The 26,568-nt window shown below is 59.3% G+C and carries 35 protein-coding genes; 19 read left to right on the top strand and 16 right to left on the bottom strand.

What is annotated here, in order from left to right:
- Nucleotides 1-127 precede the first annotated feature (127 nt).
- The 13 genes from MKZ87_RS10340 to recX all read left to right on the top strand — a co-directional run bounded on the left by MKZ87_RS10340 (nucleotide 128) and on the right by recX (nucleotide 9,235).
- Complete coding sequence (locus MKZ87_RS10340) at nucleotides 128-1,225, top strand: phage tail protein (RefSeq protein WP_266200818.1); 1,098 nt, start codon at nucleotides 128-130, stop codon at nucleotides 1,223-1,225.
- A gap of 7 nt (nucleotides 1,226-1,232) precedes the next feature.
- Nucleotides 1,233-1,799, top strand: a complete 567-nt coding sequence (locus tag MKZ87_RS10335) for a tail fiber assembly protein (RefSeq protein ID WP_085702615.1) — start codon at nucleotides 1,233-1,235, stop codon at nucleotides 1,797-1,799.
- A 22-nt stretch (nucleotides 1,800-1,821) separates the two neighbouring features.
- On the top strand, nucleotides 1,822-2,745 hold the full coding sequence (locus MKZ87_RS10330; protein ID WP_085702616.1) for a hypothetical protein: 924 nt from the start codon (nucleotides 1,822-1,824) through the stop codon (nucleotides 2,743-2,745).
- On the top strand, nucleotides 2,745-3,212 hold the full coding sequence (locus tag MKZ87_RS10325; RefSeq protein WP_085702617.1) for a phage tail assembly chaperone: 468 nt from the start codon (nucleotides 2,745-2,747) through the stop codon (nucleotides 3,210-3,212). The genes MKZ87_RS10330 and MKZ87_RS10325 overlap by 1 nt, the downstream gene beginning before the upstream one ends.
- A gap of 41 nt (nucleotides 3,213-3,253) precedes the next feature.
- On the top strand, nucleotides 3,254-3,994 hold the full coding sequence (locus MKZ87_RS10320) for a gp53-like domain-containing protein (protein ID WP_085697377.1): 741 nt from the start codon (nucleotides 3,254-3,256) through the stop codon (nucleotides 3,992-3,994).
- 2 nt (nucleotides 3,995-3,996) lie between these two features.
- Nucleotides 3,997-4,428 carry a phage tail assembly chaperone gene (locus MKZ87_RS10315; protein ID WP_085697378.1) on the top strand — a complete coding sequence of 144 codons (432 nt, stop codon included), beginning with the start codon at nucleotides 3,997-3,999 and terminating at the stop codon, nucleotides 4,426-4,428.
- 29 nt (nucleotides 4,429-4,457) lie between these two features.
- Complete coding sequence (locus tag MKZ87_RS10310; RefSeq protein ID WP_085702618.1) at nucleotides 4,458-5,660, top strand: carbohydrate binding domain-containing protein; 1,203 nt, start codon at nucleotides 4,458-4,460, stop codon at nucleotides 5,658-5,660.
- Between the two features lie 10 nt (nucleotides 5,661-5,670).
- Nucleotides 5,671-5,913, top strand: a complete 243-nt coding sequence (locus tag MKZ87_RS10305) for a hypothetical protein (RefSeq protein ID WP_011332738.1) — start codon at nucleotides 5,671-5,673, stop codon at nucleotides 5,911-5,913.
- Nucleotides 5,914-5,969: 56 nt separating this feature from the next.
- Nucleotides 5,970-6,533 (top strand): glycoside hydrolase family 19 protein, encoded by a 564-nt coding sequence (locus MKZ87_RS10300; protein WP_085697380.1) that lies wholly within the window; start codon nucleotides 5,970-5,972, stop codon nucleotides 6,531-6,533.
- Nucleotides 6,515-7,045 (top strand): lysis system i-spanin subunit Rz, encoded by a 531-nt coding sequence (locus tag MKZ87_RS10295; RefSeq protein ID WP_085697381.1) that lies wholly within the window; start codon nucleotides 6,515-6,517, stop codon nucleotides 7,043-7,045. The genes MKZ87_RS10300 and MKZ87_RS10295 overlap by 19 nt, the downstream gene beginning before the upstream one ends.
- Before the next feature lie 68 nt (nucleotides 7,046-7,113).
- Nucleotides 7,114-7,614 (top strand): CinA family protein, encoded by a 501-nt coding sequence (locus MKZ87_RS10290; RefSeq protein ID WP_085702619.1) that lies wholly within the window; start codon nucleotides 7,114-7,116, stop codon nucleotides 7,612-7,614.
- 83 nt (nucleotides 7,615-7,697) lie between these two features.
- Nucleotides 7,698-8,756: a recombinase RecA gene (gene recA, locus MKZ87_RS10285; protein WP_085702620.1), complete on the top strand. Its 1,059-nt coding sequence runs from the start codon at nucleotides 7,698-7,700 to the stop codon at nucleotides 8,754-8,756.
- Nucleotides 8,757-8,764: 8 nt separating this feature from the next.
- Complete coding sequence (recX, locus tag MKZ87_RS10280) at nucleotides 8,765-9,235, top strand: recombination regulator RecX (RefSeq protein WP_085702621.1); 471 nt, start codon at nucleotides 8,765-8,767, stop codon at nucleotides 9,233-9,235.
- A gap of 61 nt (nucleotides 9,236-9,296) precedes the next feature.
- On the opposite strand, the gene MKZ87_RS10275 is transcribed toward recX, so the two are convergent.
- Nucleotides 9,297-10,415 (bottom strand): TIGR00730 family Rossman fold protein, encoded by a 1,119-nt coding sequence (locus MKZ87_RS10275; protein ID WP_085702622.1) that lies wholly within the window; start codon nucleotides 10,413-10,415, stop codon nucleotides 9,297-9,299.
- Nucleotides 10,416-10,768: 353 nt separating this feature from the next.
- On the opposite strand from MKZ87_RS10275, the gene MKZ87_RS10270 reads away from it, so the two are divergent.
- Nucleotides 10,769-10,963 carry a hypothetical protein gene (locus MKZ87_RS10270; RefSeq protein WP_085697385.1) on the top strand — a complete coding sequence of 65 codons (195 nt, stop codon included), beginning with the start codon at nucleotides 10,769-10,771 and terminating at the stop codon, nucleotides 10,961-10,963.
- On the opposite strand, the gene MKZ87_RS10265 is transcribed toward MKZ87_RS10270, so the two are convergent.
- On the bottom strand, nucleotides 10,964-11,389 hold the full coding sequence (locus MKZ87_RS10265; RefSeq protein ID WP_085697386.1) for a PA3611 family quorum-sensing-regulated virulence factor: 426 nt from the start codon (nucleotides 11,387-11,389) through the stop codon (nucleotides 10,964-10,966). It lies immediately after the preceding gene.
- A 189-nt stretch (nucleotides 11,390-11,578) separates the two neighbouring features.
- Between MKZ87_RS10265 and MKZ87_RS10260 the strand changes: the two genes are divergently transcribed.
- Nucleotides 11,579-12,322: a tRNA-uridine aminocarboxypropyltransferase gene (locus tag MKZ87_RS10260; RefSeq protein ID WP_085697387.1), complete on the top strand. Its 744-nt coding sequence runs from the start codon at nucleotides 11,579-11,581 to the stop codon at nucleotides 12,320-12,322.
- 58 nt (nucleotides 12,323-12,380) lie between these two features.
- On the opposite strand, the gene MKZ87_RS10255 is transcribed toward MKZ87_RS10260, so the two are convergent.
- Nucleotides 12,381-12,554, bottom strand: a complete 174-nt coding sequence (locus tag MKZ87_RS10255; protein WP_170929707.1) for a hypothetical protein — start codon at nucleotides 12,552-12,554, stop codon at nucleotides 12,381-12,383.
- Between MKZ87_RS10255 and erdR the strand changes: the two genes are divergently transcribed.
- Together erdR and MKZ87_RS10245 are read left to right on the top strand one after the other, a co-directional pair.
- Nucleotides 12,547-13,197 carry a response regulator transcription factor ErdR gene (gene erdR / locus MKZ87_RS10250; RefSeq protein ID WP_085647827.1) on the top strand — a complete coding sequence of 217 codons (651 nt, stop codon included), beginning with the start codon at nucleotides 12,547-12,549 and terminating at the stop codon, nucleotides 13,195-13,197. The two genes, MKZ87_RS10255 and erdR, sit on opposite strands and share 8 nt — an antisense overlap.
- A gap of 75 nt (nucleotides 13,198-13,272) precedes the next feature.
- A complete protein-coding gene (locus MKZ87_RS10245) occupies nucleotides 13,273-13,635 on the top strand; it encodes a diacylglycerol kinase (protein ID WP_003222276.1) in 363 nt (120 codons plus the stop codon).
- On the opposite strand, the gene MKZ87_RS10240 is transcribed toward MKZ87_RS10245, so the two are convergent.
- The gene (locus tag MKZ87_RS10240; RefSeq protein WP_011332748.1) at nucleotides 13,632-14,558 is read right to left on the bottom strand and encodes a LysR family transcriptional regulator; all 927 of its coding nucleotides are present in this window, start codon (nucleotides 14,556-14,558) and stop codon (nucleotides 13,632-13,634) included. The genes MKZ87_RS10245 and MKZ87_RS10240 overlap by 4 nt on opposite strands.
- Nucleotides 14,559-14,702: 144 nt before the next feature.
- Between MKZ87_RS10240 and fpr the strand changes: the two genes are divergently transcribed.
- Nucleotides 14,703-15,482, top strand: coding sequence for a ferredoxin-NADP reductase (gene fpr / locus MKZ87_RS10235; RefSeq protein ID WP_085702623.1), 780 nt, complete (start codon nucleotides 14,703-14,705; stop codon nucleotides 15,480-15,482).
- 110 nt (nucleotides 15,483-15,592) lie between these two features.
- Here fpr and tsaA read toward each other — a convergent pair whose 3' ends face one another.
- The 6 genes from tsaA to rimO form a co-directional block, all read right to left on the bottom strand.
- On the bottom strand, nucleotides 15,593-16,291 hold the full coding sequence (gene tsaA / locus MKZ87_RS10230) for a tRNA (N6-threonylcarbamoyladenosine(37)-N6)-methyltransferase TrmO (RefSeq protein WP_176247720.1): 699 nt from the start codon (nucleotides 16,289-16,291) through the stop codon (nucleotides 15,593-15,595).
- 157 nt (nucleotides 16,292-16,448) lie between these two features.
- Nucleotides 16,449-17,219 (bottom strand): SDR family oxidoreductase, encoded by a 771-nt coding sequence (locus tag MKZ87_RS10225; protein WP_085697390.1) that lies wholly within the window; start codon nucleotides 17,217-17,219, stop codon nucleotides 16,449-16,451.
- Between the two features lie 134 nt (nucleotides 17,220-17,353).
- Nucleotides 17,354-17,821 (bottom strand): DUF1456 family protein, encoded by a 468-nt coding sequence (locus tag MKZ87_RS10220; protein WP_085697391.1) that lies wholly within the window; start codon nucleotides 17,819-17,821, stop codon nucleotides 17,354-17,356.
- 73 nt (nucleotides 17,822-17,894) lie between these two features.
- Entirely contained in the window at nucleotides 17,895-18,605 is a 711-nt protein-coding gene (locus MKZ87_RS10215) for an rRNA pseudouridine synthase (RefSeq protein WP_227234623.1), read from the bottom strand.
- 83 nt (nucleotides 18,606-18,688) lie between these two features.
- A complete protein-coding gene (locus MKZ87_RS10210) occupies nucleotides 18,689-19,162 on the bottom strand; it encodes a GNAT family N-acetyltransferase (RefSeq protein ID WP_041475157.1) in 474 nt (157 codons plus the stop codon).
- A gap of 111 nt (nucleotides 19,163-19,273) precedes the next feature.
- The gene (rimO, locus tag MKZ87_RS10205) at nucleotides 19,274-20,599 is read right to left on the bottom strand and encodes a 30S ribosomal protein S12 methylthiotransferase RimO (RefSeq protein ID WP_266200910.1); all 1,326 of its coding nucleotides are present in this window, start codon (nucleotides 20,597-20,599) and stop codon (nucleotides 19,274-19,276) included.
- Nucleotides 20,600-20,625: 26 nt separating this feature from the next.
- Between rimO and MKZ87_RS10200 the strand changes: the two genes are divergently transcribed.
- A complete protein-coding gene (locus MKZ87_RS10200; RefSeq protein ID WP_323873470.1) occupies nucleotides 20,626-22,254 on the top strand; it encodes a recombinase family protein in 1,629 nt (542 codons plus the stop codon).
- 61 nt (nucleotides 22,255-22,315) lie between these two features.
- Here the strand turns inward: MKZ87_RS10200 and MKZ87_RS10195 are convergent, their stop codons facing one another.
- Genes MKZ87_RS10195 through MKZ87_RS10170 form a run of 6 tightly spaced genes read right to left on the bottom strand, consistent with a single transcriptional unit; the run spans nucleotide 22,316 to nucleotide 26,515 of the window.
- Nucleotides 22,316-22,957, bottom strand: a complete 642-nt coding sequence (locus MKZ87_RS10195; RefSeq protein ID WP_266200811.1) for a hypothetical protein — start codon at nucleotides 22,955-22,957, stop codon at nucleotides 22,316-22,318.
- Between the two features lie 24 nt (nucleotides 22,958-22,981).
- On the bottom strand, nucleotides 22,982-23,248 hold the full coding sequence (locus tag MKZ87_RS10190; RefSeq protein ID WP_266200810.1) for a hypothetical protein: 267 nt from the start codon (nucleotides 23,246-23,248) through the stop codon (nucleotides 22,982-22,984).
- A 58-nt stretch (nucleotides 23,249-23,306) separates the two neighbouring features.
- Nucleotides 23,307-25,109, bottom strand: a complete 1,803-nt coding sequence (locus MKZ87_RS10185) for a DNA cytosine methyltransferase (protein ID WP_266200808.1) — start codon at nucleotides 25,107-25,109, stop codon at nucleotides 23,307-23,309.
- The gene (locus MKZ87_RS10180; RefSeq protein WP_266200806.1) at nucleotides 25,102-25,440 is read right to left on the bottom strand and encodes a hypothetical protein; all 339 of its coding nucleotides are present in this window, start codon (nucleotides 25,438-25,440) and stop codon (nucleotides 25,102-25,104) included. Before MKZ87_RS10180 ends, MKZ87_RS10185 begins: the two co-directional genes overlap by 8 nt.
- Entirely contained in the window at nucleotides 25,437-25,979 is a 543-nt protein-coding gene (locus tag MKZ87_RS10175; protein WP_266200804.1) for a phosphohydrolase, read from the bottom strand. The genes MKZ87_RS10180 and MKZ87_RS10175 overlap by 4 nt, the downstream gene beginning before the upstream one ends.
- Nucleotides 25,976-26,515, bottom strand: a complete 540-nt coding sequence (locus tag MKZ87_RS10170; protein ID WP_323873469.1) for a hypothetical protein — start codon at nucleotides 26,513-26,515, stop codon at nucleotides 25,976-25,978. The genes MKZ87_RS10175 and MKZ87_RS10170 overlap by 4 nt, the downstream gene beginning before the upstream one ends.
- Between the last annotated feature and the right edge of the window lie 53 nt (nucleotides 26,516-26,568).

Genomic DNA, 26,568 nt, shown 5'->3' with positions numbered 1-26,568 from the left:
GCACTCGCGTCACCCAAGCCCACCTCACGGTGGGCTTTTTATTTTCAGAAACAGAAGCGTTTTGAGCCTTTGCGAGTACCCGCGCGCGGCCACGTTTCATTTGTCATTTCAGAGGAATGAACATCCGATGGATTACCCAAAAAGCGTCCCCAGCGTCGGCCTGGTCAATGGCCGGTTCGTCGATGAAAACCCGGTGGCGGGAACGCCGGGATCGTTGATTCCGGCGGTGTGGGGCAACAGCGTGACGCAAGAGATTCTCAACGTGATTACCGGCGCCGGGCTGACAGCCGCCGAGGCCGATACCGGTCAGTTGCTCAAAGCCATTCAATTGATCATCGGTGCTACCAGCCCAATGCGCTCGGTGGTGACGCGGCTTGCCTCTTCGAAGGCACTGAGCGATCAGGAACTCGGTCTGGTATTGATCGATGGCAGCCCCGGTGCCACGACGATCACCTTGCCCGACGCCAATGTCGGACTGGGTGTGTGCGACGTGATTGTTCGTCGTGTCGACAACAGCGGCAATCGAATGGTGGTGCAGGCTTCCGGGCCCGACCGGATCCGATTTCACACGCACCTTTCCGCCAGTGGATATTCCTTCCTGGTGCTGATGGGCGGTGGTGACTGGTGGCATCTGCGCAGTGATGGAGCAGGTAGCTGGTGGCAGGTCGGTCGCTGTGACAACAGCGCTTTGGGCCGTCCGTTTTTTGAGACCTCCACGACCCTCAATCCGGGAGGCTACGGCGTTCCGAACGGTGATCTTTTAAAGCGCTCCGAATGGCCATGGCTATGGGATTTCGCCCGCACATCCGGGGCGTTGACGACCGAAGCGGCCCGAGCGGGCATGGAGGGCGGCTGGACCAGTGGTGATGGCGCCACTAACTTTCGGATTCCCGAGATTCGCGGCGAGTTTCTGCGGGTGCTCAGCGAAGGCAGAAACATCGATACCGGGCGCGTGGCCGGCAGCCTGCAAGCGCATGCCTTGCAGAGCCATAACCACTATCTTCCGACAGGCACGGGAGCCAACTACAAACCGGCGCCGGGGATTCCGGATGGCGTCTGGGACGTTGGCACCAACGTTAACTTTTCACCGACCACTACAACCGTGGCGACAACCTATCCCAACCCCGCATTCGACTCCGATACGTACATCGGCAACATCGGCAATTTTTCGGGCGAAACCCGACCGCGAAACATCGCCTTTCCTGCGCGTATCAAACTGATCTGAGGTGCACATGTTCAATTACCTGATAGACGACAGCGGTGCGCTGATCGGGCCTGTGGAGTTTCCGCTCGTGCCGGGGATCGGCCTGCAACTGCCGAGCAATGCCGTCACGCTGAACCTCGAACTGTCCCCGGCCCCCGAGGGCTTCGCCTGGGCTTATGACAACGGATCCCTGCAACAGCGGGTCGATTGTCGTGGCGATGTGTTTCGCACGGATACAGGACAGCGGGAAACCTGGACTGCGCTAGGCGAGTTGCCGCAAGGGTTCACCCGCCTGCCTTGGCCGGGAGGCTTTCACACGTGGAACGATAACGCTTGGCAGCTCGATGAGGCCGCACAACTGGCAGATATCAAACGCCTCGTACTTGTTCGGCGTGATGCCTTGCTACGCGATGCAGTCCTGCGCATCGCCCCCCTGCAATACGCCGAAGACATCGGCGACGCCAGCCACGAAGAGCAACTGCAATTACTCGAATGGAAGCTCTACAGCGTGGAGCTGAACCGCATCGAAAAACAGGCCGGTTTTCCCCGCGAGGTCACCTGGCCGGCAGTGCCCGGCGCAACCTTAACCAACTGATCGCAGCATAGGGAACCGTGCAATGGATTATCCAAACAGCATCCCTGGCGTCGGCCTGGTCAATGGCGTATTCACCGATGAAAACCCCGTTGCCGGCACGCCCGGATCACTGATCCCCGCCTCTTGGGGCAACAGTGTCACGCAAGAAATTCTCAACGCCATCAAGTCCGCCGGACTGACACCTGACGAGAGCAAAACCAACCAGCTGGCAACGGCCATTGGCGCTCTGGTCGACTTCACCAAACTGAAGAACACCCCGACCACGCTGGCGGGCTACGGCATCACCGATGCAGTGGGGCGGTTGCTGGCGGTCAGGCAGATCGAGACGGTCGGGATCACGGTTTACAAGCCGAACCCGAGGGCGAAACGGATTCGCGTGCGGTTGGTCGGGGCGGGAGGTTCTGGGGGCGGATGCGAATCTGTTCCGACAGGCACTCAAATTCTCGGCGGTGGTGGCGGGTCCGGCGCGTATGCGGAAAGCCTGTATGACGTCACCGCGCAAATGCTCGCCGGCGTACCGGTTTCGCTTGGCGCCGGGGGCGCTGTCAGCAACACCACGGGCCTTGCGGGCGGCGGCGCTTCCTTTGGTAGCTACATGAGTGTTTCGGGAGGTGGTGGCGGGCAGAAACTGGGGATCGTGGTCACGGGCACTTCGTCAGGATTCATTCAGGGCGGGGTAGGTGGATTACTGGCTGGAGGCAATCTCTGCAGTGCTCGCGGTATCACCGGAGGTTTCGGAATGAGCAACGCCAATTGGGGGTTGCTGTCGGGTTGCGGAGCTCCGAGTCCGTTCGATGGTGGTGGCCCTTTCAGTGGGTCAAACACCGTTGGCAATGCAGGTGTTCGAGGTTCGGGCGGCAGTGGTTCCTGCTCGGTTCACGCTTCTGCGTCAATCGTGAGCGGCGCCGGCGGCAATGCCTTCTGTGAAATCTGGGAGTACGAGTAATGGCCCGTTATGCACGCATTGAAAACGGTGTCGCGGTCGAAGTGATCGACACCGGTGACTACGCGATCGAGCAACTGTTCGCGCCTGCTTTCGTCGCGGCGATGGTGCAGGTGGCCGATGGTGTGAACGTCGAAATCGGCGCGCCGATGGCCGAGGCGGCTCGCGCTATCGAGCCTTTGCGGGAACCGCAAAGTCCTGTCATCGCTCAACCCCCAATGGTCGAGGACAAGGAGCCTCTGGCGGCAGAGCGAGTCTGGCGCCAGTCCGCGCTCGCAGCCACCGAATGGCTGATCACCCGCCACCGCGATGAGCAGGAACTGGGACGCGGAACAACGCTCAAGGCTCAGCAGTATCTGGAGCTGCTCGAGTACCGCCAGGCCTTGCGCGACTGGCCTGCCGTGAGCTCGTTTCAGATCTTCGCTGAGCGGCCTGAGCAGCCTGCCTGGTTCACGGCAGTTTCTGCCTGACGCAGCCGAATGGACGTGTATTCATATTCAGGAGACAGGTAATGGATTATCCAAAAAACATTCCCAGTGCAGGTTTGGTGAATGGCAGGTTTGTTGACGAAAACCCTCTCACCGGAACACCCGGTTCGTTGATTCCGGCAAGCTGGGGAAATGGTGTTACGCAAGAAATTCTTGAAGTCATCAAAAGCGCAGGGACGGCTGCCGATGAGAGTGATAACACCCAACTCAGGGCGGCAATCGATACGCTGATCTCGAAGAAGCAGAGCGACAGCCTGGCCAGTCAGGACGAAGCAGAGTCGGGAACCAGTGCTACCCAGGTGATGACGCCGTTACGAGTGTTTCAATCGATAGCGAAGAAGGTGCAACAGGCGACCGAGTCGCTGATGGGGATTGCAAAGGTTGCATCTCAGGCGGAGGTCAACGCCGGTGTCAGTGATACTTCTGTCGTGACCCCTAAAAAACTCAGGCTAGGGTTCATGGTGAGGCTGGGGGCATCCGGCTATGTCGTTTTCCCCTCGTGGATGGGTGGACTAATCATTCAGTGGATCACCGGGGCGGCCAGCCAGGCGGGGAACAATGGTTATGGCGATCTGAATCTATGGCCGCTGGTCTTTCCCAACGCGCTGTTTCTTGCAGTCGCTTCCCATGAAGGCACGGCATCCGGAACGCAACTGATCTGGAACAATAATGCGACCGTGAGTCGGCAGGCAGGCATAAATGTACGTTGTCCTGAATGGCCGTCAGGCTCCATTGCCGCTCGTGTCATCGGAATAGGATATTGAGCATGTACTATTTTTCTCCGACAACTTCCGGCTTTTATCACTCCGATCTACACGGCACCAATATTCCTGTGGACGCCTTTGAATTAAGCGAGGGCGAGTATTGCGCGCTGGTCTCGAACGCTCCAAAAGGAACCGTTCTTTCTCTGACCGCCAACGGACGCCCGGAACGGGTGCTACTGGCTGAGCAAATCCCCGATGACACAGAGAGGGCCTGGCGAGACAAGGTACTGGATCGCACCCAATGGCTGGTTCTTCGCGATGCCGAAGAGCTGGAAGTCGGCGAAGGCACCACTCTGCGCACCGACGAATTCAAACAACTTCTCGCCTATCGACAGGCACTGCGCGACTGGCCCAATGATCCGGAATTTCCGGATGCCCAGGCTCGTCCGGTAGAGCCCGACTGGCTTGAAGGCTTGCTGCGCTCAAAGGGCTGAGCCGATGATCTGATCAAGGAGGAATTAACATGGATTATCCGAAAAGCGTTCCCGGCTCAGGCCTGGAGAATGGCAAGTTCGTCGATGAAGACCCCATCGCCGGAAAACCGGGATCGTTGATCCCGGCCAGTTGGGGAAACAGTGTGACCCAGGAAATTCTCAACGCGATCACGGCCGCCGGTCTGACGCCGGATGAGGAGCAGACCGATCAACTGGCACAGGCCATTCGGCAACTGGCCAAGCCTGATCCGCTGCAGCAGTTTCCTGTGCAGGTGTATCGCAAGAATCTGTTGATCAATGGTGGATTCAATATCTGGCAACGCGGCACGACCAATCAGGGGCCGAACATCGGTGGCTATGTGGCGGATCGCTTTCGGTGCGACTGGAACGGCAACGCAGGTGTCAGCATTTCGCGCCAGGATTTTCCCCTCGGTCAAACGGAAGTCGTGGGTGAACCCGCTTATTTCCTGCGCTGGCAGCAGGCCACCGCAGGCACGGGAGCAACGGTGCATAAAGTCGCCCAGAGCATTGAATCGGTCAGGACCCTGGCCGGACGAATGGCGACAGTCAGCTTCTGGGCGCGATCCGATGCGACGCGTCCTTTGCGTGTCACGATTGCCCAGCAATTCGGGGCGGGCGGTTCGGAGGGTGTCGTGAAGGTTGTCGACGTCTTTCAACTGAGTACGTCGTGGAAGAAATACAGCGCAACGTTTCAGGTGCCAACCGTCGCCGGGAAAATGCTGGGCGTGAATGACTGCCTGACCTTGTCGTTCGATCTGCCGCTCAACGTGTTGCAGACCGTCGATCTGGCACAGATGCAATTGGAGGAGGGGCCGGTTGCAACACCGTTTGAATACCGTCCAGCGGCGGAAGAGTTGACTCTCTGTCAGCGCTATTTCGAAAAATCCTTTGTAAACCGTTTGCCGATCCGTTCGAACAACGGCCCAGGAACCTGTATCGCCACTTTTTCCCAAGTAGCGGCAGCCAATTCCGGCCAATATGGAATGTGCATCGATATGCAGGTGCCCAAGCGAGTTCAGCCAACGGTCGTGACGTATTGCCCTGGTGAGGCGAGCAATCAAGTCTGGCATTCATCGCTTGCGAAGGCCTGCACAGGAACCATCCTGCAAAGTGTGAGCGAGCGAGGGTTTGCGCTTGCCACCGTGACGCCCGTAGGCAGCTTTCCCGGGCAGGCATTGCAGGTCGATTGGACCGCGGACGCGGAAATCTAGGGACAAGTCCATGAGTTATCAGCTCACATCGTATGGCGTTCTGCGCCTGAGTGATTCAGCGTTTATTCCACAGGATCCCGTTAATCGGGACTGGCTCGAGTACCAGGAGTGGCTGGTTTCCGGAGGACAGGTACTGCCACTGGACCCGCCGCTAGAGAGGCTGACGGCCAATCAAGGCATGCTGGGGTTGTTCAAGCGAATGATCCAGGTGTCCCCGGACAGCACTCTGAAAACTGAGGTAAACAATGGCTGATCAGCTCCGGCCGCCAACCGTGATTCAATCGGAGCATCCAGGGAGGATCGAGCATTATGCAAATTACTGAAGACAACCTACTCAACATCATGCCCAACGCCCGCCGCCAAGCGGGCGTTTTTGTTTCTGCACTCAACGATGCCATGGCGCGCCATCGCATCGACACGCCCAAGCGCATCGCTGCGTTTCTCGCCCAGATCGGACACGAATCGGGGCAGTTGCAGTACGTGCGTGAACTGGGCAACAACCAATACCTGAGCAAATACGACACCGGTACGCTGGCCTTGCGCCTGGGTAACACGCCCGAGGCGGATGGCGACGGGCAGAAGTATCGCGGTCGCGGGTTGATCCAGATCACCGGGCGCGCCAACTATCGCCAGTGCAGTCTCGGGCTGTTCGGCGATGAGCGTTTGCTGGCGCTGCCGGAACTGCTGGAACAACCGCAATGGGCGGCCGAGTCCGCTGCGTGGTTCTGGGAGAAGAATGGCCTGAACGCGCTGGCGGATCAGGATCAGTTCAACAGCATTACCCGGCGGATCAACGGCGGGTTGAACGGCTTGCAGGATCGCCTGGAGCTGTGGGGGCGGGCGAGGGCGGTGCTATGCCTGCCTTCGGTCTGAGCATCTGGCGGCTGATTGGCCTGGTGCTGCTGGTCGCAGGGTCGGCGGCGCTGGCGTGGCAATTCCAGGACTGGCGCTACGGTCGGCAACTGGCCGAGCAGGCCCGGCAGCACGCCGAAATCCTCAATCAACTGACCCTGACGGCCGCGACTGCGCAACAGGCCGAGCAGGACAAGCGACTGGCCGTTGAGCAACGGCTCGCGGCCAGTGAACAAACTCATTACCGAGCACTGAACGATGCCCAACGTGATCAGGATCGCCTGCGCGATCGTCTTGCCACTGCTGATCTGCGCCTGTCAGTCCTCATCGACGCAGGCGATGCTGCCCAAGGCTGCGGTGTGTCAGCCACCACCGGCGCCGGCGGCGTGGATCATGCAACCGTACGCGCCCGACTTGACCCGGCGCATGCTCGACGAATTGTCGCCATTACCGGCGAAGGCGACCGTGGACTGATTGCCTTGCAGGCTTGTCAGGCCTATATCAGAGCGCTGGCGCCTGCACATTTTGAATAAGCTTGTGTATTGAAAGCGCAACCGGCTCGTGTACGGTGGTACCCATTCCATCCGATCCGGAGCGCGCCGTGAAAGAAATCACCCAACTGGCGGCCGAACTTGGCCGACGTCTGCAATTGCTCAACGCCCACGTCACTACGGCCGAGTCCTGTACCGGTGGCGGGATTGCCGAAGCCATCACCCGCATTCCGGGGAGTTCGGCGTGGTTCGAGGCGGGTTACGTGACCTACTCCAACCGCCAGAAAACCCAGCAGTTGAATGTACCGGCTGATCTGTTCGGCACCGTGGGCGCGGTCAGTCGCGAGGTGGTCGAGGCCATGGTACGTGGCGCTCAGGAGAAAAGCCTGGCGCGGTTTGCCGTGGCGGTCAGCGGTGTGGCCGGGCCGGACGGTGGTTCGCCGAACAAACCGGTGGGCACCGTCTGGCTGGCTTGGGGCGTGGGCGACGCGGTTTCCAGTGAGCTCCAGCACTTCCCCGGAAACCGCGACGAAGTCCGCCGACAAACGGTGAAGGCCGCGCTAGACGGCTTGCTGCGACTAGCGGCACGAGAAATCGAAAATCAGGGGTAGGCGATCCGTGAACGCTGTGGAATAATACTGGCTACTTATACAGGTGTTGGCCGTCAGGCCTTATTGATTACGTGAGGACTTTAATGGACGACAACAAGAAGAAAGCCTTGGCTGCGGCCCTGGGTCAGATCGAACGTCAATTCGGCAAGGGTGCCGTAATGCGTATGGGCGATCAGGACCGTCAGGCGATCCCATCCATCTCCACCGGCTCTCTGGGTCTGGACATCGCACTTGGCATCGGCGGCCTGCCAAAAGGCCGTATCGTTGAAATCTACGGTCCTGAATCTTCCGGTAAAACCACATTGACGCTGTCCGTGATCGCCCAGGCTCAAAAAGCCGGTGCGACCTGCGCCTTCGTCGACGCCGAACATGCCCTCGACCCCGAGTACGCCGGCAAGCTGGGCGTCAACGTCGACGACCTGCTGGTTTCCCAGCCGGACACCGGCGAGCAGGCCCTCGAAATCACCGACATGCTGGTGCGCTCCAACGCCGTTGACGTGATCATCGTCGACTCTGTGGCCGCCCTGGTGCCGAAGGCTGAAATCGAAGGCGAAATGGGTGACATGCACGTGGGCCTGCAAGCCCGTCTGATGTCCCAGGCGCTGCGTAAAATCACCGGTAACATCAAGAACGCCAACTGCCTGGTGATCTTCATCAACCAGATCCGGATGAAGATCGGCGTGATGTTCGGCAGCCCGGAAACCACTACCGGTGGTAACGCGCTGAAGTTCTACGCTTCGGTTCGTCTCGACATCCGCCGTACCGGCGCGGTGAAGGAAGGCGACGAAGTGGTCGGCAGCGAAACCCGCGTCAAAGTTGTGAAAAACAAGGTGGCTTCGCCGTTCCGTCAGGCCGAGTTCCAGATTCTCTACGGCAAGGGTATCTACCTGAACGGCGAGATGATCGACTTGGGCGTGCTGCACGGTTTTGTCGAGAAGTCCGGCGCCTGGTATGCCTACGAAGGCACCAAGATCGGTCAGGGCAAGGCCAACTCGGCCAAGTTCCTGGCAGACAACCCGGAAGTTGCGGCCAAGCTCGAGAAGCAACTGCGTGACAAACTGCTGTCGCCAACAGTGATCGCCGACTCGAAGGCTTCTGCGGTCAAAGAGACCGAAGACGACCTGGCTGACGCTGATATCTGATTGCACCGATGACAACCGCCGTACTCGATACCCTCGTCGCGGTGCGGCGAACCGCCATGGACCTGCTCGCACGCCGCGAGCACGGTCGAGTCGAGCTGACGCGCAAACTGCGTCAGCGTGGCGCTCCCCCCGAGATGATCGAAACAGCCCTTGACCGTTTGACGGAAGAAGGGCTGCTTTCCGAAGCCCGTTATCTTGAAAGCTTTGTTTCCTATCGCGCCCGCTCCGGTTACGGCCCACTGCGGATTCGCGAAGAACTTGGCCAGCGCGGTTTGCAACGCGCCGATATTGAACTCGCGTTGCGTGAGAGCGGCATCAACTGGCAGGAGCAGCTAACGGACACGTGGCAACGGAAGTTCTCCGGACAGCTTCCCGGCGATGCCAAGGAGCGCGCCAGACAAGGTCGGTTCCTGGCGTACCGGGGATTCTCGATGGAGATGATCAACTGCTTGTTCAGCGGCAGAGGGATGGACGATTAAATCGCTCCAGCTTCAATCAAAAAACGGCCCGCTATTTCAATAGCGGGCCGTTTTTTTGCCTTCACGTTACCTTCGACGGTTCGCGGGTGCGTTGCGCGGTCTGGGGGTTTGACTCGGCCCAGTTTTCAGGCTGGTTGATGTAGTCCACCAGTTCTCGCAGACGGCCGTGGTCCCGGGCATTGAAGGCGAAGGCCAGTCGCGTCAGGTGGCTGAATTGAGCCTCGTCGTGTTCTTCACCGGCGTAGGCGTGTTGATGGAACTGGTCGCTCAGGCACAGATCGGCAAAGGCTTCCTGCATATGGTCGAGGGCCTGATCGCTCAGCTTGTGGTTCATGCGAATGACAAACTGGCGCTTGAGCCAGCGGCTGGAGTGGAAGTTGCCGTAGAACTGGTTGATCTGTTCCACCGCCTCTTCAACGTTGTAGACCAGGCGCATCAGCTTCAGGTCGGTCGGCAGGATGTAGCGGTTTTCCTCCAATTGCTGGCGGATGAAGTCCAGTGCGCCTTGCCAGAACGTCCCGCCCGGTGCGTCCAGCAGCACCACCGGCACCAGGGGACTTTTACCGGTCTGGATCAGCGTGAGTACTTCCAGCGCTTCGTCCAGGGTGCCGAATCCGCCAGGGCACAACACCAGCGCATCGGCCTCCTTGACGAAGAACAGCTTGCGGGTGAAGAAGAAGTGGAACGGCAGCAGATTATTGGTGCCGTCCACAGTGGGATTGGCATGTTGTTCGAAGGGCAGGGTGATGTTGAACCCGAGGCTTTGATCGCGACCGGCACCTTCATGCGCGGCTGCCATGATTCCGCCGCCGGCACCCGTGATGACCATCATGTTCGAGCGGGCCAGCGCCGCCCCGAGTTCACGAGCCATGGCGTAAAGGGGATGTTCGACCGGGGTGCGAGCCGAGCCGAACACCGTGACCTTGCGTCGTCCCTTGAACTGTTCAAGGGTGCGAAAGGCCTGCTCCAGTTCGCGCAGGGCTTGCAGGGTGATCTTCGCATTCCAGCGGTTGTGGTCTTCCTGGGCCATGCGCAGCACGGTCAGGATCATGTCGCGGTAAATGGGGGAATTCGGGCTGTTGGGTGACACGAGGTTGAGTTGTTCTTCGACCTTGCTGATGAGGTCGTGGCCGCTTTCCTGAAAATGACGGCTGAGCAGGTCATTCGGTTGGTAAGGCATGCAACTTCTCCTTCTGCACAGGGCTTTCGGCCCTGACGTGCGGCGTCAGTGCCGCGCTGCAAGAAAACAAACATCCGGCAGATCCTTTCCTGCCGTTGGAAAAATGAACGGGAATACTTTGAATCTAGACCCTCGAAGCACTTCTCGCTCATCGAGCATTGCGCCGCAAAGTCTTTCCTGGCAACTGCTTATTGGCGTTTTGCGAAGTGTTTTCACCGCTCGTCCGATGCCGCGTCGAGGGCTGAATGCTCTGATTTACTAAGTTAAAGGCGCCGTACGACAACTTTGCGTCAACGACCGTACGCAAGGTGCACGCTATTCAAGGATTTGCGGGTGGCAAGGAGGCAGGACACATGACCAGAGTCATTCTGGAGATCGATACGCAGCTGTATCGGTTGTTGAAAGCATCGGCCGAGACCAACCAAGTGAGTCTCGAGGAGGAGTGCTGCCGACGGCTGGCGGGAGGGGATCGCCGCTCGCGTTACTTGCAGGCCTTGCTGGCCGAACTGCGCGCCGAGGATGAACAGCGGCGCGCCACGTCGCGATGATTACTTCTTCTTCGCTGGAGCCGCTTTCGGGCAATCCGATTCCTGGTAGCTGGCGGAGCCGATCGCCTTGTTGCTTTTCACTTCGGTGAAGTCGTAACGCATGATCGCGCCCTTGGCCATCAGCTTACGGTACGACGGATTGTTGCAAACCGAGGCGCCCAACTGGAAATACACGGCTTTGGGATCGGCGCGCATTTTGTCGGCGTGGCTCTTTTGCACGCTCAGGTGGTTGATCAGCGTAGTGCCTTCGACGGTGTAGCCCTGATCAAGAATGTCTTCGTTGATCGCCCGTGGCGTGCCGACGCTGCTTTGTGCGGCGACATTGCGCAGCTCTCGGTTCAGATTCTGCTCACTCAGGGATGCCGCCTGAGCGCTGAAGGACGAAGCCAGCAGAATGGCAGCGGTGGGAACGATAAGGCGCAGCATGAAACTCTCCTGGTTCAGTGACTGGTGGTTCGACCAGCCACGTGACTGTGCGTTCAGTGGCGGCGAATTATAGGGGAGCCGGTCGGGAGGGTACAGGCTTGTGCCTGCCGCTCTGGTAAACTGCCGCCCTTTATTGCCCTGCCGAGTATCGTTTGTGTCGAGTTTTCCTGTCTGCCGGTGCCGCCTGCAATGAATCATGCCCCCAACGCCGTGGCCCGCCTGCGCGACCAGCGCGAGGATGAAGGTATCAAGCCGATTCAGGCCCGTGGCTTTCGCTCCCCGCGTTGCCGCGATTGTCGGGTGATCATCAGCCATTGCCTGTGCGCCTGGCGGCCGACCGTCGATACGCGCTCGGGCGTTTGCCTGATCATGACAGGCAAGGAAGTGTTCAAACCCAGCAACACCGGTTGGCTGATCGCCGACATCGTGCGCGACAACCATGCCTTCATCTGGTCCCGGACCGAACCTGACGAGCAACTGCTGGCGCTGCTGAGCGACCCGCAATGGCAGCCGTATCTGGTGTTCCCCGGTGAGTACGTCGATCCCTCGCGGGTGACCAACACCGTGGATCTCGATAGCAGCAAGCGTCCGCTGTTCATCTTGCTGGACGCGACCTGGACCGAAGCCCGGAAGATTTTCCGCAAGAGCCCGTATTTCGACCGCTTGCCGATTCTGAGCCTGTTACCCGACAAGCTGTCGCGTTATCGCCTGCGCCGCTCGACCCGCAGTGAACACCTGTGCACCGCCGAAGTGGCGGCGCTGTGCCTGGAACTGGCCGGCGATTCGGACGCCGCGTCGGCGCTGGACGCCTATTTCGATGTGTTCAGCCAGCATTACCTGGGGGCCAAGCAGCAACTGGAGGTCAATGTATCGACGCCGGCCCACGCCGAATTGCAGCCCTATATCCGAAACGCGCCCCCCGTACCGGCCTGATCCTGGCCCATACTGCTAAAGCAGTGGCCGTGCGGCTTGACCACCCCGGCTTCGCTGGTCATGCTTGGCGCCGATTGGGGTGCGGCCAAGGTTTGAAACGCCGTTTTTGTTCGTGATTGGCGTTGAACGTGCCCCTGTGGATGCCGCTGCCGGGCGGTGTCTGGATTTGCTTTGGCAAGGCCCGAATGCGCGGGCCCGCCATCAAAAACAGGATCATTTGAAAAATGGCCACATACGACATCCTGATTGCCGATGATCACCCTCTTTTTCGTAGCGCACTGCATCAAGCGGTAACGATGGGCCTTGGCCCGGACGTGCGCATGGTGGAAGTGGCGAGCATCGCCGAGCTGGAAGCCCGCCTGACCGAAAAGGCTGACTGGGATCTGGTGCTGCTGGACCTGAACATGCCGGGCGCTTTCGGGTTTTCCGGGCTGGTGATGCTGCGCGGTCAATACCCGCAGATTCCGGTGGTGATGGTTTCGGCCCAGGAAGAAGCCTCGGTGATGGTCAAGTCCCGGGAATTCGGCGCCAGTGGTTTCATTCCCAAGTCCAGCGACCTGAGCGTGATTCAGGAAGCGGTGCGCAAGGTGCTGGACGGCGATGTGTTCTGGCCGCCTCAGGCGTTTGAAGCGGTCAGTGTTTCGGATGAAGCCAAGGCTGCCAGTGATGGCCTCGCGAGCCTGACACCGCAGCAGTTCCGGGTGTTGACCATGGTCTGCGAAGGGTTGCTGAACAAGCAGATCGCCTACGAGCTGAGCGTGTCCGAAGCGACCATCAAGGCGCACGTCACGGCGATCTTTCGCAAGTTGAACGTGCGAACCCGGACCCAGGCAGCTTTACTGCTGCAGCAACTTGAGTCAATTCCGAGCCAGTAAGTGCTGGCGTCTTCACGCTTTTTTGACTTTCGTTGATCTAGCTTCCCCACTTTCTTTCGGTCGGTTATCTACTTTATGTCACCTTTCAAGGGCCAGACGGGCCTGAAACGCATCCTCAACGCTTCCGGTTACTCGCTGGACGGCTTGCGCGCCGCCTTCACTGGCGAAGCTGCTTTCCGCCAACTGGTGCTGCTCAACGTGGTGCTGATTCCGCTGACGTTTTTTCTCAATGTCAGCCGGGTCGAGCAGGCGTTGCTGATCGCTGTGTGCCTGCTGGCGCTGATCGTCGAGCTGTTGAATTCGGCAGTGGAGGCGGCCATTGACCGCATCTCGCTTGAGTTGCACCCGCTGTCCAAGAACGCCAAGGACATGGGCAGTGCCGCGCAATTCGTGGCGCTGAGCATGATTGCCCTGGTGTGGGCGGTGATTCTGCTTTAGGCGATGCTCGGCAGAACGATCTCGTCGCTGCGCTGGACCCCGGCGGTGAAGGCGCGGCACAGGTCGAGGAATTCGCGCATGGCGGAGGTCTGGTACTTCTGTTTGTGCCAGATGAAATAGAACTGCCGCGCCAGATCCAGATCCGGCGTCTCCACCGGCACCAGGCTGCCGCGACGGAAGGCATCACGCAGCGCCAGGCGCGAGATGCAGCCAATCCCCAGACCTGATTCCACGGCGCGCTTGATCGCTTCGGTGTGTTCCAGCTCCAGCCGGATGTTCAGCGCGCTGCGGTGATGCCGCATCGCCTGATCGAAGGTCAGGCGCGTGCCCGAACCCTGCTCCCGCAAAATCCACGCTTCGTGCGTCAACTCTTCCATGGTCGCGCTGCCGCGCTTGGCCAACGGATGCTGCGGGGCGCAGAACACCACCAGTTCATCCTCGACCCAACTCTGCACCTCGATGTCCGGGTGGCTGCAATCGCCTTCGATTAGACCCAGATCAATTTCGTAATGAGCCACTTGTTGCACGATATTGGCAGTGTTCTGCACATGCAGCTTCACCTGACTTTCGGGATGGCGCTGCATGAAGCCGCCGATCAGCAGCGTCGCCAGGTAATTGCCGATGGTCAGGGTCGCGCCCACCGACAGTGAGCCGAAACCGGATTTTCCGTTGAGCAGGTCTTCGATTTCCTTGGCCTGATCGAGCAGGGCCACGGCTTGCGGCAGCAACTGTTTGCCCAGAGCGTTGAGGCTCAGACGTTTGCCGGCGCGATCGAACAGCTGGCAGCTGGACTGGCGCTCCAGTTCGGTGATGGAAGTGCTGGCGGCCGATTGCGACAGGTTGAGCAGACCCGCAGCACGGGACACGCTTTCCTGTTGGGCGACAGCAACGAAGACTTGCAGTTGACGAAGAGTAAATCGCATATCGATATAACCGATAACCCTTATCTTAATAATCCAGTTAACAGATATTGTCGGCGCTATTAGAATGCGATGCAATTGCGCACCGTCGGCATCCTTCAACGCGAGCCGGGCAGGCGCAGATCAATCTCCAGGAGTCCCACGTACATGAGCAACATGAACCACGAGCGTGTCCTCAGTGTTCATCACTGGAACGACACTCTGTTCAGCTTCAAGTGCACCCGCGATCCGGGCCTGCGCTTCGAGAACGGTCAGTTCGTGATGATCGGCCTGCAACAGCCAAACGGCCGCCCGCTTATGCGCGCTTACTCGATCGCCAGCCCGAACTGGGAAGAGCATCTCGAGTTCTTCAGCATCAAGGTGCAGGACGGTCCGCTGACCTCCCAGCTGCAGCACCTGAAGGAAGGCGACGAGATCATCATCTCGAAGAAACCGACCGGCACTCTGGTGCTGGACGACCTGAACCCGGGCAAGCACCTGTACCTGCTGAGCACCGGCACCGGTCTGGCGCCGTTCATGAGCGTGATCCAGGACCCGGAAACCTACGAGCGCTTCGAGAAAGTGATCCTGGTTCACGGTGTCCGTTACGTCAACGAAGTCGCCTACCGCGAGTTCATCACCGAGCACCTGCCGCAGAACGAGTTCTTCGGCGAAGCGCTGCGTGACAAGCTGATCTACTACCCGACCGTCACCCGCGAGCCGTTCGAGAATCAGGGCCGTCTGACCGACCTGATGCGCAGCGGCAAGCTGTTCCGCGACATCGGCCTGCCTCCGATCAACCCGCAGGACGACCGCGCGATGATCTGCGGCAGCCCGAGCATGCTCGACGAGACCAGCGAAGTGCTCGACAGCTTTGGCCTGAAGATTTCGGCGCGTATGCGTGAGCCGGGTGATTACCTGATCGAGCGTGCATTCGTCGAGAAGTAAGCTGTTTATAGGTGACGCAGAGCGTCACTGGATGCATTCCCACGCAGAGCGTGGGAACGATCAGCCCGCGTTGCCTGAGAAGGCAGCGCGGGCTTTTTCGTTTTCGGGGTTCAGTCAGCGGCGGGAACCACTTCCAGGACGCGAATCTGCTCCGGCGTCGGGTAATGCCAGCGCACATCCAGATCCCAGAACTGCGCGCCGTATTCGCGTTCGGGCGCGGGCGTCTGATACGCCGGACGCGGATCCTGGGCCAGGCATTGCTCGATCAGCGCCACTAACGGTTCATCGAGGCGTTGAGCGTGTGTGTGCGCCTGTTTCAGCGCCGAGTCCGTCCACTGCACGTCAATCAACTGCGGCGCAGCACTGGCGATGCTGTTGGACGCGTCAGCAATAATGTCGGCGTAGGGCACGTAGGGTTTGATGTCGAGAATCGGCGTGCCATCCAGCAGGTCGATACCGGAGATGAACAGGCGATTGGCCTCGACTTTGTCCAGCTTCACCACTGACTGGCCGATGCCGTTCGGCCGATGCGTGGCGCGAGTGGCGAACACGCCCATGGACTTGTTGCCACCCAGGCGCGGAGGGCGGACTTTGAGGCGCGGCTTGTCTTCCAGTGCCTGATGGAACAGGAACAGCAGCCAGACATGACTGACCTGCTCCAGTCCCTGTACTGCGTCGCCCTGATCGAACGGTGCCACCAGTTCCAGCACGCCACGGGCGGCGGGGGCCAGTTGCGGCTGGCGCGGGATGGCAAACTTCTCCTTGAAGCAGGAGCGGACAAAGCCGATGGGGGAGACGCTGTAAGTCATGGTTTGCATTCGAAGCGGAGCAGGGCGGGCATGATAACCCGGCAGGCTTCAAGTCTGGTGGTGTCAGACCTGGCCTCTTCGCGAGCAAGCTCGCTCCCACAGGGAAACGCATTCCAAATGTGGGAGCGAGCTTGCTCGCGAAGGCCGGATCGCCGACCTAAAGACTGAATCCGCCATCCAGCGGAATGATATTCCCGGTCATGTAGGCCCCGGCAGTACTCGCCAGGCTGATCGCCAACGCCGCCATTTCCTCTTCACGGCCCCAACGTTTCATCGGGATCAGCGCGGTGTCTTCGGCCAGTGCCTGCTGATCGTTGCCGATATGCTGGGTCATCTTGCTCGGGAAACGCCCCGGCGCGATGACGTTGACGTTGATGTGCTGGCTCACCAGTTCCCGGGCGAGAATTCGCGACAGTTGATGCAGAGCAGCCTTGCTCGGCCCGTAGGCGTAGGCCTGTTCACCGAAAGACGAGATCCCCGCCACCGAACCGATGTTGATGATCCGCGCCGGATTGGCCGCCGAGCCGGATTTGCGCAGCAACGGCAGAAACTGCTGGATGCAACTGAACACCGAGGTCACGTTGAGTTGCATGACCTTTTCCCAGCCCTTGACCGGGTAGCTCTCCAGCGGCGCGCCCCAGGTGGTGCCGGCGTTGTTCACCAGAATGTCCAGATGAGTGATCTGCTCGCCCAGTCGCGCGGCCAGTTCTTTAACGCCTTCTTCCGTCGCCAGATTCGCCGCCACGCCCAGGCAAGTGCCCACGGCACTGAGTTCTTCAGCGGTTTGATGACAGGCTTCAGCGTCACGGGAGCAGACGTACACGCGGGCGCCGGCTTCGACAAAGGCCTTGGCGATCATTTTGCCGATACCACGGGTGCCGCCGGTCACCAGGGCGGTGCGGCCTTGCAGGGAGAAATACGGGTGCATGGCGAATCCTGAGGGCTAGGGTTCAGTACACCCTAGTCGCCGGCCGCGAAAAGCGGAGCCACTATTTTTGGAAGGAATGGAGGGGCATGCATGAAAACGGCGACCGAAGTCGCCGTTTTGTTTTTGCAAAAAAATCAGCCGCGAACGCGCAGGGTCAGGCCCTTGAGGAAATTGCGCAGCAACTGATCGCCGCACGGGCGGTAGTTGGTGTGGCCGACCTTGCGGAACAGCGCGCTCAGCTCAGGCTTGGACACCGGAAAATCGGCCGACTTGAGGATCGCGTGCATGTCGTCTTCTTTCAGTTCGAAGGCCACGCGCAGCTTTTTCAGGATGATGTTGTTGGTCACCGGCACTTCGATCGGCAGCGGCGGACGGCTCTCGTCCTTGCCGCGCTTGAAAATCACCAGACCGTCGAGGAAGTGCGCGATGACTTCGTCCGGGCAGCGCACGAAGCCTTCTTCGTCTTCTTCTTTCTTGTCGAGGTACGTCACGACATCGGCAAGCGTGACGTCCAGGCCGCCGAGTTTGATGATCTCGACCACTTTCTTGTCGCTGATGTCGAGCATGTAGCGCACGCTGCGCAGAACGTCGTTGTGAACCATGTGTGCAATCCTGTTTGTTCGCTGTGGGCATCGCGCGGGCGCGGTGCCGGAAATATAGGGTGGCTTGCGAGCCTTAGAATTTCTCTTTGCCGGACAGGTAGCGCCATTGGCCGACCGGCACCTTGCCGATGGACACGCCGCCGATGCGGATGCGGCGGCTGCCGATCACCTTCAGGCCGACCGCTTCGCAGAGCTGGGCGATGATTCCCGGCTGCGGGTTCTTCATGGCGAAGCGCAGGCGGTTTTCGTTCTGCCAGCTGGCCTTGACCGGCGGCAGCTCCTTGCCCTTGTGGGTGAGGCCGTGCTGCAGGCGATTGAGGCCGTGGGCAACCATGTCGCCTTCGACTTCGACCACGTATTCCTGCTCGATTTTGGCCGCGTCGGCGGTGAGCTTGCGCAGCACCTTCCAGTCCTGGGTGAACACCAGCAGGCCGCTGGCCTTGGGTTGCAGGTCAGCGCTGGCGGTCAGGCGCAGGAAATGCCCGCGCAGCGGACGCTTGCCGTAGCGGTGCTCTTCGCTGAGGGTGTCGGCATTCAGCGACTGCATGGCGGTGTCGACATCCATGCCGGCCGGCACGTTGAGCAGAATGGTCACCGGCTCCGGCGCGGTGGCCTTGGCGTCCTTGTCGAGCTCGACTTTCTGGTCGCCGACCTTGAATTGCGGCTCGTCGATGATTTCGCCGTCCACGGTGACCCAGCCGCCCTCGATGAACAGCTCGGCCTCGCGGCGGGAACAACCGACCAGTTCGATGAGGCGTTTGGAGAGGCGAATCGGGTCAGTCATGACAGGGGCCGTAACAAAAAAGGGGTGGGCATTGTACCTGCCTGGGGCCGGTTAAGCCCGATTGCATTTGCGCCGTGTGGCTTTTAGCCGCGTACCGCGCGCTGCTCCGGTTGTTTCAGACGCATGTGCAGCAGCGGATAGGGCTGGCCCATGCCATCGACTTCCGAGCGGCCGATCACCTCGAACCCTTGCTTGAAATAAAACCCCAGGGCCTGCGGGTTCTGTTCGTTGACGTCCAGTTCGTCGGCGTTCAGGTGCTCCATGGCGTACTTCAGCAGTTTCTTGCCAAGGCCCTGGCCGCGATGCGCCGGGTCGATGAACAGCATTTCGATCTTGCCCGCGGCGACCCCGGCAAATCCGGTGATGCGCTGGTGGCTGTCGCGGGTGCAGATCAGCATCACTGCGTCGAGGTAGCGGGTCAGCACCAGATTCTTCAGCAGCTCGATGTAGGATTCCGGCAGAAAATCATGAGTCGCGCGCACCGAGGCCTCCCAGACCCGGGTCAGTTCCTGATAATCGCTGAGTTTCGGCGTGTGGATGACCGAGTGGTGACGCATGCCCGATAGCCTCTTTGTCATGGATGAGGGAGTCCTTCCCACCCCAAACGATAGCCGTAAAAAAGCCCCGCATCTCGTAAAAGAGAGCGGGGCTTTCTGTATTTTTCGCGCTTAGATCTGTTCGGCCCAGAGGTCGTACTCGTCGGCGTCGGTCACCTTGCACCAGACCTTGTCGCCCGGCTTGAGGTTGCTGCCATTGTCGATGAACACGTTGCCGTCGATTTCCGGGGCATCGAAGAAGCAGCGGCCGACTGCGCCTTGCTCGTCGACTTCGTCCACCAGCACTTCGATCTCGCGGCCGATGCGCATTTGCAGACGGGCCGAGCTGATTTCCTGCTGGTGTGCCATGAAGCGCTCCCAACGATCCTGCTTGACGTCGTCCGGAACGATATCCAGGTTCAGGTCATTGGCCGGTGCGCCTTCGACCGGCGAGTACTGGAAGCAGCCGACGCGGTCGAGCTGGGCTTCGGTCAGCCAGTCCAGCAGGTACTGGAAGTCCTCTTCGGTTTCACCGGGGAAGCCGACGATGAAGGTCGAACGGATGATCAGGTCCGGGCAGATCTCGCGCCAGTTCTTGATCCGAGCCAGGGTCTTGTCTTCGAACGCCGGGCGTTTCATCGCCTTCAGGACTTTCGGGCTGGCGTGCTGGAACGGGATGTCCAGGTACGGCAGGATCTTGCCGGCGGCCATCAGCGGGATCAGCTCGTCGACGTGCGGGTACGGGTAAACGTAGTGCAGACGGACCCAGACGCCGAGGGTGCTCAGCGCTTCGCACAGTTCGGTCATGCGGGTTTTCACCGGCGCGCCGTTCCAGAAACCGGTGCGGTATTTGACGTCAACGCCGTAGGCGCTGGTGTCCTGGGAAATCACCAGCAATTCCTTCACGCCGGATTTCACCAGGCGCTGGGCTTCGTCGAGCACGTCGCCGACCGGACGGCTGACCAGTTTGCCGCGCATCGACGGGATGATGCAGAAGCTGCAGCTGTGGTTGCAGCCTTCGGAAATCTTCAGATACGCGTAGTGACGCGGAGTCAGCTTGATGCCTTGCGGCGGCACCAGGTCGATCAGCGGGTTGTGATCCTGCTTCGGCGGCACGACTTCGTGCACCGCGTTGACCACTTGCTCGTACTGCTGCGGACCGGTGACGGCCAGCACGCTCGGGTGCACGTCACGGATGTTGCCTTCTTCCACGCCCATGCAGCCGGTCACGATGACCTTGCCGTTTTCCTTGATCGCTTCACCGATGACTTCCAGCGATTCGGCCTTGGCCGAGTCGATGAAGCCGCAGGTGTTGACCACGACCACGTCGGCGTCCTGATAGGTGGACACCACGTCATAGCCTTCCATGCGCAGCTGGGTCAGGATGCGCTCGGAGTCGACCAGTGCTTTCGGGCACCCTAACGATATCATACCTACACGTGGGGCTTTCTCTGTCATCATTATAGGTAGATCCTCATCAGGGCTTGTTTTTTCTAATGGCTAAAAGTGGCGCGCGAGTATACAGCTATTTACGATTCTCTGATCCTAGACAGGCGACCGGCAGCAGTGCCGACCGTCAGCTCCAGTACGCACAGCGCTGGGCAAGTGAGAAGGGGCTCGATCTGGATGAGTCACTATCCCTGAGAGACGAAGGGTTATCCGCCTATCACCAGCGTCACGTCAAGCAGGGGGCGTTGGGCGTCTTCCTGCAGGCTGTCGAGGACGGTCTCATTGCGGACGGTTCTGTCCTGGTCGTAGAAGGGCTGGATCGGCTGAGCCGTGCCGAGCCGATACAGGCTCAGGCCCAATTGGCTCAAATCATCAATGCTGGCATCACTGTGGTTACTGCTAGTGACGGCCGGGAATACAACCGGGCTGGCTTGAAGGCTCAGCCGATGGACCTGGTGTATTCGCTCCTGGTGATGATCCGTGCGCACGAAGAATCAGACACCAAATCAAAGCGTGTGAAGGCCGCAATCCGCCGGCAGTGCGAAGGGTGGATTGCTGGTAATTACCGGGGCATTATCCGAAACGGCAAAGATCCGCAGTGGTTGCAGTGGGATGGCCAGGTATTCCAGCTGCTACCAGAGCGTGTCGAAGGTGTGCGGCTGGTGATCGATCTGTTCCGACAGGGCTATGGTTCTGTTCGTATTATTCGAGAGTTGACTGAACGCGGCCTGTCCGTCACCACGAAAGGCATCACAGCACTGCAGGTGCACCGGCTTGTCCGGCTGCCGGCATTGATGGGCGTTAAGGTGCTAGAGCTGGATGGTGAAACCTATCGGCTGGAAGGATATTACCCGTCGATATTGACCGCCGATGAATTCGCAGATCTTTCACTGCTCGTTGAGAGCCGGGTCAGGCGCAAAGGTAAGGGGGAAATCCCCGGCCTCGTTACCGGTCTAGGTATCACTTATTGCGGATACTGCGGTACGGCCGTAGTTGGTCAGAACGTTATGCACAGGGCCAAAGCTGACGGCAGCTTATCTGATGGCCATCGGCGTTTGATCTGCGTGGGGTATTCACATAACAAGGGTTGTTCTGTCGGTGGTAGTTGCAGTGTCGTGCCTATAGAGAAAGCGTTAATGAGCTATTGCACTGACCGGATGAACCTCAGCAGCCTGTTAGAAGGCAATGACCAGTCCCAATTGATACAAGCACGGCTGGTGGCTGCAAAGAGCGAGGCGGCAATTATCGAGCAGCACCTGGAGCGGGTGAGTGAGGCTCTGCTGGCGGCCGAAGGTGGTGCGGCGCCGCTGGTATTCGTCCGTAAGGCTCGCGAGCTTGAGGAGCTGCTGTCAGCAAAGCAAAAAGATATAGCTCAGGCCGAGCGCGAACTGGTGGCGGTATCAAACCGTGACCAACCTGGGCTTTCTGAGGCATGGGCAGAGTTGTCTTCAGGTGTTGAGATGATGGAATTCGATGCACGGATGAAAGTGCGGCACTTGGTAAGAGATACTTTCGAGCGAATAGTTGTCTACCACCACGGGATGCAAGCAACTGCACGAGATGGAAATGTGATCGACTTATTGTTGGTCGGGAAAGGTGGCCAGCCCCGATTGCTTCGTATTGATCGAAAAACTGGGGAGTGGCGAGCAGGGATGGGAGCTTAGTCTAAATCCCCATCCTGCTTGGTGGAGTATTGATATTGCTTTATGGGACGGGTGGGGAAGTTTAGGTTTTTCTAACTGCTCGCCACCCTTTCCATTGTTCGACAGGTTTGGTTTCCTTGAATAAGGAATAGAGGCCTCTTTGAGCTCTGCACCATGGATGGCTTTGAGGGGGGCGCCATATCACGTCATCATCAGCAAATAAGTGACTATTCTGGCGGACAAAGTTGCTCAGGTTTTTGAAGGTTAGAGTGACCCTGCTGGGTGTCAGAACCGTATACGTTTTGGACCGAGCGTTATGCTCTGCTGCGGCACTAAGTCCATCCATACGCTGAGGTCTCCCTGTCATTTTCTTGCTGGCAAGTGCTGCCCGTTTGGCGACGGCCTCGGGGCGCTTTGCTCCCTCCCGCATGGCGTGAATAGTTGTCTCAGGTGGGAGTTTTAATCTCCCCTCTTCGTGTGCTTTTAACAGCCCCCGCTTAATGCTTTCTCGGTGAGTTGGAGAAAGCGTCCGTCCAGTAAGCATCGATATCCCGGATTTTTTTAGGCCCAGCGATACTGCCTTTCGGGTTAATTGTGGAACAGTGCATCCAATTTCTTGGGCTAAATTTTTATTTACAGTGAATGCAAATTTTTCTGTCATCAGCATGATTTGTGCTTGGGTCCATACCCAAGTCGGGCGTTTAATCCCTCTACTTTTCGTCATGTTCTAGCTCTGGATTGTGTGAAGTTAGGCGGCTTTTTCTTGGGCTAGCGGTAAGGGTTTGCTTAGTACCCGAAGATGGCCTTGCCCAATCCAGAAGTTGTGTTGCACTTGGATGCACACGTTCCAGGCTTCCTGAGCGACGTGGTTTCCGGCGTCGACAATGTTGCCCTGCTCGTCGACCAAGGCCATGCGGAGTTTTTTTCCGTCGTGGGTGATGCAGGTGAACCCTTCGTGAGTAACGCCGCTGATGGTTGCGGTAGGCAGCGTGTCGGTTTTGGCGTCGAATATCATTATGCTGACTCCAGTTTGATCATCGGCTCCAGGCTCCACTCGCACACATTGTGAGTGTTCATGCCTGTGCCTCCTGCTGTGCCACGCTCAGCCCCACTGCGACCGGGCGCACCCAGATCGGCATGCTGTTGAGCATGAAGGTTTCGCCGGCGGCTGCCAGTAGTAGGGTGGTGCCCATCACATGCGCGATTGCTTCGGCTGCGGCCGGCGGCACCGCGTTACCGATCCGCTCGCGCCATGCCTGATCGCTTAAGCCGTCCAGCTCGAACAATTCTTCTGGTTCGACCAGGCTCTGGAGCGCGGCTAACTCCAGTGTGGTGAATGGTCGGTGCCAGGTGCCGTCGAGGCTTTCGATAACGCAGGTCAGACGGTCATTGGCTTCCGGCATGCGGGGATCCGCCACAGACCAACGACCGTTGTCCTGCTTTGCGCTGGCCGATACGGCGCCGCATTGCTCGTTCCAACCGACGACGCCGTAGTGGCCGCCAGTCAGGTACGCGTCTCCCTTCGTGCGCTTCATGCCTGGGCGCGGGTCTGCAATCGACAATGCCCCACTGGCTACCTGCTGCGATCCTGTGACAGTCCCAGCAGTTTTATCCCAAGGGCAAACGCCAAGCTTCCGGCTGCTCGCTCCTGAGTGCCAGTTGTGATACCGGGGATCCTGAACCGCAAAAGCGCCTTGCCCCGTAGTGCTGCCGGCGATGACCGTTCCTGCGGCATTGTCGAACGGCGTTACCAGGTACTTGCCGAAGCCATCACCAGGTCGGCGAGGATCCGCAACGCTGAACGTTCCTTGCCCTGGCGATTTGACGCCGATTACCGCGCCGCTCGTTTCGTCCCAGCGACGAACGCCGTACTGCTGATATTGCAGGGCGCCTGCCTTGGCGCGAGGATCTGCTACCGAGAACGCGCCGTTCGTTGGGCTGCTTCGCCCAGCAACGGTACCGGCGGTGTCCTGCCATTCATGCACACCGAGATAGCCGGCGCGGTATTCCGGCACGATCACCAGGTCACGAAGGTAACCGTCCTCGATCGCCAAGTCATTCAGGCTGCGCCAGTCCTTGCCGGCGGTGACTAGGGCGAGGCGAACCCAAGTTTTCCATTGCAGCGCTGGAACCCGGTGCATCGGGCCGGCTGCTTCGATATCGCCGGGCAGCGGCATGCGGCCTAAGATCGAGCCGACCGACTTCAGCGTCTTCTTTTCCGGTTCGTACAGGAACGGCGGCACTTTTTCGATGTGGCGGGCGACCAGCAGGAAACGCTTGCGGCTCTGGGCCAGTCCGCCAATGACGCCGCAGTCGTGCGTGGTTTCGGCGACTGCGTATCCGTAGTGGTTCAGCAGCTTGTTGATCTGGTCGAGCAGGTGGCGGCCACGGGTGGCAAGGCGCGGCACGTTCTCGAAGACGATCAACGACACCGGGTCGTCCTTCCACGCCTCACACATCAGCCAGATGCAGCGCAACGTCAGCTCGTTCAGAGCCTGATACTTCGGCGTCAGGCTCATTGTTTCGGACAGCAATCCCGAGGCGCCTTTGCAAGGGCTGGAAATGAACACAGCGTCCGGACGTTCGTTGCTGGCTGCGCGGCGCAGGTCGTCGGCGCTCGCCTCAGTCCAGCCGGAAGGCGGCTCTTTACCGTGGAAGCGGGCGTACTGGTCGCGGGTGAACAGATCCATCAGCGTTCCGGGAACGCCGGAAAGACGCTGAAAGTCGCGCAGGCCGGCAGGGTCCACGTCGACGCCGCCGATGCATTGCCATTCGGCTTGGATATGCCCAACGATGGGCTTAGCCCGGTTGAAACCCTTGGCGCCGCCGCCGAGACCGCAGCACATGTGGAAGTGTCTGAGAACGCGCTTATGCATTGGCGTTCTCCTCGACAATGACCGCTTGCGCTAGGCTCTCACGGGCTTCTGTATAGCTGCGCAGAATGTCTAGACCGCTCGACTGTGCCGCAGGAGTCTTATACCCCACAACAGGCTGCGCGAGCGGGCGTTTCTGAGCGTTTAGCGTTGCATCAGCGAGCGCTGCCCCGCGCAGCTTTTCGTGGGGTATAAGTGCCTCGGCAGTGGCGCTGGAAGAAGCAATAATGCCTGCTGCTGCGCAGCAGAGACTGTTTTTTACAGGCGTGTCGATCCCGCTGTCGTCGCGAAGCAAAGCGGCCTGCACTTGTGTGTTGTCCTGTGAGTGCGTCATGCCGCTTTCCTCCGATGTTCGATAGCAAGTTGATCCATCAGGCGCTGATGGTAGGTGTTGCGGGCTTCTGCGGCAGACCATGGGCGGATGGTTTCTGGCATAGGATTTATGCCGACCAAGCAATCCCAGATAGCCGGATCAGTTGGCATGAGGTCGCGGCGTTCTGTAGCCAGCGCTATCAGATCAGCCTGGTGGATGCAGGTGGGGAGTTCTGGGGCGATGTCGAACCGGTCGCAAACGCGCCACCAAATGCAGTCCTCGAAGTGTTGGTAGGCACTAATCCACTGCTTGAGTGGGCGTGTCATATCGCCTAAGTACGCCTCGGGGGCGTCATGGAGTAAGGCCACAAGTTTGTGTTCTTCTGGCACCAGGTCGGCGACGATGCAGCTGTGCTGAGCCACGCTGTAGAACTCGCGGGTATGGCCATTGAAGCGGCACAAATGAGCCAGCGAGTGCGCAATATCTCGCGGATCGATCATTTCGGCGTTCGGCTCAAGCAAATCAAAGCGCTTGCCGGTATGGGTGAGGATCCAGCTCATGCCGCACCTCTCGATTGCGCGGTGGTGGCGATGGCCTGGTGGTCTTGTTGGAAAAATGCGGCAGCTTTCTCTGCATCCTCCGTGCTGAGAGGAATACGGAGAGGCACTATCTCAACCTTTGCATGGCCTGTTATTTCGGCGGGCTTCAGTAATTCGGCCATGGTGAGCGCTTCGTCGCGCAGGGCGCGGGTTTCGCGTTCGAGTTTTTTCCCCGTGCGGAATGCGGCGAACGTATCAGCGGCAATGCGGAGCTTTTCGGCGATATCTAGCAGCGTCTGGCGTTCGCAATTTCCGAACGTCAACGCTTGCTGAAGGCGTTTGCTGAATTGCGCTAAGCGGGCGTGGTCGGCCTTGATGAAGTCGAGTGAGGCCCTTAGCTCGCGAATGGTCTTGGCGCTTTCGGCGCGCAGGACGTCGTCGCTTTTTTTCATGCCAGCGGACATGCCGTCGGTACGGCCCATGATGTAGCCGGCCCAGACTAATAACCCGGCCAGAGTGATTAGGGCGATGAGTGCGTAGATTTGAATTGCAGTCATTTGGTTTGCTCCTGGTTAAGTGTCGGACTGGTGGTGGCAGTCCTTGGGGGAGG

The organism is Pseudomonas sp. MCal1 (genome assembly GCF_026341415.1).
Lineage (GTDB): Bacteria > Pseudomonadota > Gammaproteobacteria > Pseudomonadales > Pseudomonadaceae > Aquipseudomonas.
This window is presented reverse-complemented; position numbering and strand designations above follow the sequence as displayed.